The following is a 7,275-nucleotide window of genomic DNA, read 5'->3' on the forward strand; positions in this document are numbered from 1 at the left end:
TCCGGAATGATTAGACCATTACAATCTGGCCCGGGCGGATATCTTCGATTACATTGAAGTGTTCTACAATCTGGCCCGTCGTCACAGTCACCTCGGCGGCGTCAGTCCGGAGGCCTTTGAACAGGCCACGTCGTGAGCACAGAATTTGTTTGCTGTCATGCGGGCAGTCCAATTGTTTAACAATCAGTTAGACCGAGTCCGTACAGCCGAGTTACGCGACTGAATGCTGGCGGCTGGTTTGCCAATATGACGATTTATATTTTCAGTTATTGTGAGCCCGATGGAATAGATTGCGAGCCATTACGCCTAATATTTCCTCTGGTAAGTCGTGATCTTTATGAAAAATTACCGTAACCAAGCGGTCATTAAATAAACATAAAAATATTGATTGAGATCATTTTTTGAGATGCATTATAGGTATAATTTATAAAAAATCACACTATTTGTATCACAAAATGAAAATTGGAATTTACTGTACCGTGAGCAGCAGAGAATTTCATCTTGCGCTGGCAACCCTGACTTATGCCGGTATATCTGAATATGTTTCAAATATATCTATACTGATAACCGATGGAATACCTGATAAACCCAGAAAACTCTCCGAAAAAATAACATTGTACAGCCAGAACTTTGGCTCAGGATACAGTGTATCTCTCGAGGATGGAGGGTACGATCAGATCGCTGCAAGGAATTTCCTGCTTGATATCCTCGCTGAAACTGACGTGGACTGGCTTATGATGCATGATGCGGATGATATTTATCTTCTTGATTATTATGATTTTATTTCAGATAAGTGTATGGCATCAGACGCAGTAACCTGCTCCTGTTTTACGGTGCGGTCGGGGCCGGAAATATGCATACCACAGGAAAAAAAACGGTATATTCAGGGTAAAGCATTGCATGATCCCCATACGCGTATCTGGAAGAGAAATCTTAATTTACGTTATAAAAAATCCGAAGGTATTGAAAAGTACTTTGCTAATCACAGTCGTCACTGTGGGGTTATCTTTCCAGGAGAGATAAATATATCCTGTACTGAAGGAGTATATCACTTTCATTTACATGCATTACTGAACAAGCGGCACAGTGAGAAAATATCAGCTTACTCACATCCTGACCTCCGCTTTCCGGAAAGTATTAACCATTTTCTGGAAACAAATAGCGGTCTTTTTACGTGACGACAGGTAGGCACACTATGGATGAGAAAATAAATACTGAAATGTATTATTTTAGTGGCGATGACGGTTTTTTATATATGCATTTCCCTGTCCGTGGGTATGCACTGAAAACACATACAGATAATATGTCATTAGTCAGTAAACTGGCCCGGGGGAGTATTCTCACTGAACAGGAATATGCCCATCCTCTTGTTACCGGACTGCGGGAAAACGCATTAATGGGATCAGAATTAAAGCCGTCTCCGGGCATGCAGGAACTGACGGAATTCAGGCCCATTGAGGCGACCCTTCTTTTGACCGAGAGCTGTAATCTTGCCTGCAGCTATTGTTATGCAAAGGCAACCACACATAAGTTTGCACCAATGCCCCGTGAGGTAGTGAAAGGTGCCATCGACCTTGTGATCGAAAATGCCAAGACGCATAAATACAGAACCGCTGAATTCCGTTTTCTGGGCGGGGGTGAACCCACGCTTGAATGGGAGTTAATCGTCTGGGCCACGAATTATATTCGCTTCCGGGCGGATGAAGCGGGCGTAAATCACTGGATCCGTCTGATTACCAACGGTGTGTTAATCAATGATGAGAAAGCGCGCTGGATTGCGAAAAACATCCACTACGTGACACTTTCCTGCGACATTCTTCCGGAGCTCCAGGTTAACCGGTCGTTTCCGAATGGCAAAAATTCGCACAAAGCCGTGATGCGTGCGGCTCAATTGTTATCCAGGCACGGCGTACCCTGCCATTTCCGTACAACCATTTCCTTTGCGGCCTCTGACCGGCTCCAGGAAATGGTCGAATACACTCACCAGTATACCGGAGTAAAGACGATACGCTTCGAACCGATGGCGGAAATTGGCCGCGCCAGTGACTCTGGGGTGAACAAACCTGCACAACAGGCCTTTGTTGATGCATTTATTGCCGCCTATGAGCTGGGAAAACAATACGGGATACAGGTCACGAGCAAGATGATGACCAACATTCAGCGCCGTTCGACACGGTTCTGTAATATCGAATTTGCGATCACCTCAGAGGGGAATGTCGCGGGGTGTCACCGCTACAGCCGGAAAAATAATGCCGGTTTCGACTTTTATCATGTCGGCTCCTGGAATGGCCGTCAGTTTAATTTTGATATGGAAAAAATAAATGCCCTGCGCCGGGTGGACACCCGGGCATTCCCGCAATGCGGGACCTGTTTTGCCAGGTGGAGCTGTGCGTCGGGTTGCCTTTCCGCCCGTTTGCAGAACGGTGAAATTAGCCAGACCGGCCCGCTGTGTCACCTGACCCGGGAGTTGCTGAAGTTCAGCATCAAGGAAGCATTGCACGCATAATATTGCACTGCATGCTGTCACTATAGCTTTAACGGAGTAACACATTATGACGAAAGAAAAGGTGGAAGACGTTAAAAAAGTACCGGTTAACGCAGAACAACGCGCTGACAAGGTGAAATTTATCTCAACGGATGAAGAGGAACAGGAAGGGAATTTTGAGTTCCTTTGCTGCCGTGGTGGTGGCATGACCGGGCCGTCCAATCCTGGGCATGGACACTGGTAAGGAATACTTTGTTTTAGCTGTTACGACTGAAGGTAATGGCAACTCCGGTTGCCATTATTGTTTCCCCGTAAAGGATAAATTTATGCCCGAAATCCTGTTTCGTTTTTTTGAAAATTTACTGGATCCTTTCCAGGAAAAGGATGCAGCCTTTCTGCAGCATCGGCAGGGATTGTGGTATTTCATCAAAAAAATAAAAACGATTGTGCTGCTAATTGCTCTGGCCGGATTTATCAAAGCGGTCGTGGATGTCGGCGTGATTTATACGGTGGGCCTGGTGATAGACTCACTCAATGACACGCTGTCACCCACTCTTGTCCATCTGGTCACACAAAACCAGTTGCTGGTGATGACGGCTGTGCTGTTCCTTGTTATCCGTCCACTCACGTCATTAAGCCTGGGTCTGTTGTGTGATCAGTGTCTTCGCGCCCGTTTCAGCCCGATGGTCCGGTGGATGTTTTACAATAAAACAGTCAACAACGATCTGGCCTTTTTTAACCGCAACCATGCAGGAAAAATTGCGTCAGCTGTCTGGCAGGCCGGCCAGGCCGTGACTGAATTTTTACTCAGTGCACTACAGATAATATGGTCGAATGTCGCTTACGTTATTCTGGCACTGGGTTTTATGAGTGTCATCAACCTCTGGTTTTCGGTGGTGATTGTTCTCTGGCTGGCGCTCTACCTCTGCCTGTCAGTGAAATATGCACCGGAAATCAAAAGGCGCTCCCGCAAATCAGCTGACGCCTCTAACGAGATTAATGGTCATCTTGTCGATATATTCTCCAATATCATTAACGTAAAATCACTGTCGCCACACGGTGATGACCGTGATTTTGTCAAAGTAAAGCTGAGCGATTTTATTGGAAAAAATGAACGATTTCTGCGGGCAATCACCCGCGTAGAAACACTCCTGCTGATGACCAGCTCCACAGCGATGGTGGCAACCGGGTATATCTGTATTTCGTCCTGGCATGCTGGCATGCTCTCGGTCGGCGAGATTTCGGTTGTCTTCAGTCTGGTTTTTCGCCTTGAGGGGCAACTGGCTTCTCTGATGGATCAGCTCACCGGGTCAATGCGCGCGCTTGGACTGTTTAACGCTTCGATTGAAACGGTACATCACCAGAATCAGGTCACCGGAGGGAATTCCCCGATGTCCCGGGAGGGTGCCATGGGTGAAATTGAACTTTGCGACCTGTGCTTTCAGTATGAAGCCGATAAGCCAGTGATACGTGGGCTGAACATACACATCCGACCGGGTGAAAAAGTGGCGATAGTGGGAGAATCCGGTTCCGGTAAATCCACACTCATCAGTCTGCTGATGCGGTTTTACGATCCCACTGACGGCAAAATCATGCTGGATGGAACGGATATCCGACAGTTATCCCAGAATGACCTTCGCCACCAGTTCAGCGTAGTGACTCAGGATAACATACTGTTTAACCGTACTATTTATGAAAACATTACATTTGGCTGCAGCAATTTCAGTGACGAGGATGTACGGTCTGCAGCGCAAAAAGCCAGAGCGCTGGACTTTATCCTTCAGGCAACGGACGGCACCCATACGGGATTTGAGACACTGATCGGCGATCGCGGTGTGAGATTATCCGGCGGGCAGCGCCAGCGACTCAGTATCTGTCGTGCCATTCTGCGCAATGCTCCGGTTTTGATCCTGGATGAAGCCACTTCCGCGCTTGACTCCCTGACAGAAGCAGAAATCCGTGATGCACTGAACGATGCAATGGCGGGTAAAACGGTGATAGCCATTGCGCACCGTCTGTCGTCAGTGATCGGGATGGACAGAATAGTTGTCCTGAAGAAAGGTCTTATCCAGGAAGAAGGGACCCACGATGAACTGGTGCAACAAGCGGGGAGTTATTACTCCCTATGGAAGGAGCAGGCTCGCTTATGATACCTCCTGCATTCACACTTCCACAGCAACTGCTTGCCTCCCCTGTCTATCAGTCACAGTGGCATTTGCACGGGCGCATGACTGATGGACAACACTGTCGTTCAGTAAATGCCGAAGGGGCGTGGTGCCGTCTGAAGGGTTACGGCAGCCAGGAGATTGTCATCGCGTTTGCAGATGATGGCTGCCAGATGGATGCTGTCGCCTCCGAGGCTGACGATAAATTCGTGGGCGCAGCCTTTCTGGAGCAGGGCAAACTGATTTATGCTGACCCACAGCATATTAAAACGCAGATGTTTGTCCCCGGACACCGCCACGGAACAGCACTTGCCGGTCTGATGGCCGGCGCGGTTAACACGTCTTTTCCGGTGGGCGTGGCGCCGGGATGTCGTCTGTTGCCGGTACGCTGGGAATACGATACGCGCTTTCGTATCACCCCGCAGGGCTTTCACACCATTCTTACGGCGCTGGCGGACAAAACTGATATTTTCATCAACACCTGGGCCAGCCTGCCACACATGAAGTTTCCGGATAAAACCGTCCGGCTGATCCGCGAGCTGGCACGTAGCGGAGGGCACAGGGGTAAGGGGATCCTTTTCGTCTGGGCGGCGGGAAATTCGGGTTGCCCGATCCAGTTTCACGCGAGCTCGCCTGTCCCTTATGCGGGCTATGTAGAGGATCACGTGTTCTGTGGGGGGCGATTTTCATCTGAATTTACGCATTCCCTCTGCGATCTTGAAAACGTACTGACTGTCGCGGCGATTAACCTGCATGGCCGCCGCGCACACTACTCCAGCTACGGACCGGGTATTGCCCTGTGTGCACCTTCAAACAACCGTCACTGCTTTGATGCGTATCCTTTCAGTGAACCGGGTTTAACCACTCGCTCCGGTGATGTGAAAGGATACACGCATAACTTCAAGGGCACGTCCGGTGCCGCTGGACTGGTTGCCGGGGTTGCTGCACTGACCCTGAGCGCCAGTCCACAGCTTAATGCCTGTGAACTGGCCAGTATTCTGCGCCATACTGCGGCAAAAGACCTTGACTTCACACCCTATGCGGAACACCGCTATTCAGCACCCGACACTGCAGCCGGTGAAGTCACTGATTCGCCTCTGGCGGCGTTCAGAAGCGGTGCATTTAATACCGGAGGGTGGAGTCCCTGGTTCGGTCACGGGCTGGTTGATGCAGAAAAAGCGATAAGAATGGCGCAGGATTCGGACGGACATCAGTAATCCGGCAGCAAGCTCAGTAGCGAATGACATCATCTTTAGAGGGGTCAGTATGGATATCAAAAATTATTGTACGTTAAGGTTGTTTTTTGACCTTTCTACTTTAGCTGGCCTCAGCCGACGAAACTTACCGGAAGCCGGTATCCGGTTACTCTTCCAGATATAATCGCCTGTCATATTGATGTGTTCCCAGCCTAGCGGGGATCAATGCGACAGCAGTTGCTCGTTGATCTTCACCCCTTTACGTTTCAGGGCATCGACCGCTCTTTCCATATAGACGGTATTCCACAGCGAGATAGCTGCCGTCAGCAGCGTCAGTCCACTGGCGCGGTAGCTCTGATTTTCCGATTTTCGGTCCCTGATTGTTAAGACCAAATCGAGTTGCATCTTTAATGTCTATTTGAACACAAGTGACAAGCGCCTGGAATTCTTGACTTTTATTTCCTCTTTCAGAGGCTTCTCTTGCATCGTCTGCGTCACGATATGACATGTTTATTTCCTTGTGCATGTAGAAAAAATGACCAAGTATGAGTAATGGAACTTGCCTTTATATCCTTAAAAAATCGATAAAAATTTATGTGTTGGGCAGGAGAAAAACCTTGCTACATTTGTTAGCCAACTGCGATTTGAGTTTTAGCCATTGTTGCCTCTTTCACATCAGCGCGAAGATGGATAACCCGTCCATCTGGAACTGGGATAATCAGGATGTTGTCACGTTTGACCAAATGCTGAGCCACGGTGGCCAGTGCCTGCTGAGTCACATCGAATTTGTCTCCCACGAAGATTCTTGCTTCAGCTGGACCTTTCAGCATTGGTTTTGAACGGCCGGCGAAAATAGTGTTAGTAAGTGGACTAACACCCACCGTGATTGGATTAGTCATTGCTGGACTCCTGTGCACCAAGTTGTAATTCTTCGGAGATAATATCGGTATCGGAAAGAGACTGGATATGGCTAAGGCAGCCATACAATGAGTCGAATATTGTCTGTTAACCCGGCTTCCCCTTCTTTCTTTCGCCAGACCAAACTGTCCTGAGTTCTGATTGCAGAATAACGACCAGGCGCAGTCTTCAGTGTCTAAGTTGTAAACCGAAAGGACTTTTTCATGCCTTTCATCGGTTTTAAGATACGTAAGGATGAATTCGACTATTTGCTTTTTTAGCTTAAGTTCGGTAGGCGAATTGGTGGAAAAGGAGACAGCAAACCCACGTTGTTGAGTACTGATATTGTAGCAACCATTAAGGGTCAGCCCTGCCTGCTCTATCCAGGCTAATTTGTACTCCCTCATCACATGCGTTTCATTGTTATCGCTGTCAAAAATAAACGGCCAGTCGGGTTTATTTCCCCACGATTCAATTAGCATCACATCCCGTTCGCAGCACAGGCTGTATTGTAATGGTCAACTAAAACCGG

General features: G+C 48.3%; 6 protein-coding genes and 2 pseudogenes. 6 read left to right on the forward strand and 2 right to left on the reverse strand.

All coding sequences use genetic code 11. From position 1 onward, the window contains the following. Positions 1-22 precede the first annotated feature (22 nt). The 6 genes and pseudogenes from ACFL9S_RS22910 to ACFL9S_RS22935 form a co-directional block, all read left to right on the forward strand. Positions 23-136 (forward strand): annotated as a pseudogene (locus tag ACFL9S_RS22910) (IS3 family transposase); the annotation flags it as partial. A gap of 343 nt (positions 137-479) precedes the next feature. Next, positions 480-1,178 carry a hypothetical protein gene (locus ACFL9S_RS22915; protein ID WP_405264178.1) on the forward strand — a complete coding sequence of 233 codons (699 nt, stop codon included), beginning with the start codon at positions 480-482 and terminating at the stop codon, positions 1,176-1,178. A gap of 17 nt (positions 1,179-1,195) precedes the next feature. Further along, a complete protein-coding gene (locus ACFL9S_RS22920; protein ID WP_405264179.1) occupies positions 1,196-2,506 on the forward strand; it encodes a radical SAM protein in 1,311 nt (436 codons plus the stop codon). Positions 2,507-2,552: 46 nt separating this feature from the next. After that, entirely contained in the window at positions 2,553-2,729 is a 177-nt protein-coding gene (locus tag ACFL9S_RS22925) for a hypothetical protein (protein WP_405264180.1), read from the forward strand. 82 nt (positions 2,730-2,811) lie between these two features. Further along, entirely contained in the window at positions 2,812-4,635 is a 1,824-nt protein-coding gene (locus ACFL9S_RS22930) for an ABC transporter ATP-binding protein (protein WP_405264181.1), read from the forward strand. Next, complete coding sequence (locus tag ACFL9S_RS22935; RefSeq protein WP_405264182.1) at positions 4,632-5,867, forward strand: S8 family serine peptidase; 1,236 nt, start codon at positions 4,632-4,634, stop codon at positions 5,865-5,867. Before ACFL9S_RS22930 ends, ACFL9S_RS22935 begins: the two co-directional genes overlap by 4 nt. Positions 5,868-5,940: 73 nt before the next feature. Here the strand turns inward: ACFL9S_RS22935 and ACFL9S_RS22940 are convergent. Together ACFL9S_RS22940 and ACFL9S_RS22945 are read right to left on the reverse strand one after the other, a co-directional pair. After that, positions 5,941-6,227 (reverse strand): annotated as a pseudogene (locus ACFL9S_RS22940) (Tn3 family transposase); the annotation flags it as partial. Between the two features lie 248 nt (positions 6,228-6,475). Beyond that, positions 6,476-7,225 (reverse strand): hypothetical protein, encoded by a 750-nt coding sequence (locus ACFL9S_RS22945; RefSeq protein WP_405264183.1) that lies wholly within the window; start codon positions 7,223-7,225, stop codon positions 6,476-6,478. Positions 7,226-7,275: the final 50 nt, after the last annotated feature.

Origin of the sequence: Erwinia sp. AnSW2-5 (assembly GCF_045107195.1) — a bacterium.
In the GTDB taxonomy this organism is placed as follows: domain Bacteria; phylum Pseudomonadota; class Gammaproteobacteria; order Enterobacterales; family Enterobacteriaceae; genus Erwinia.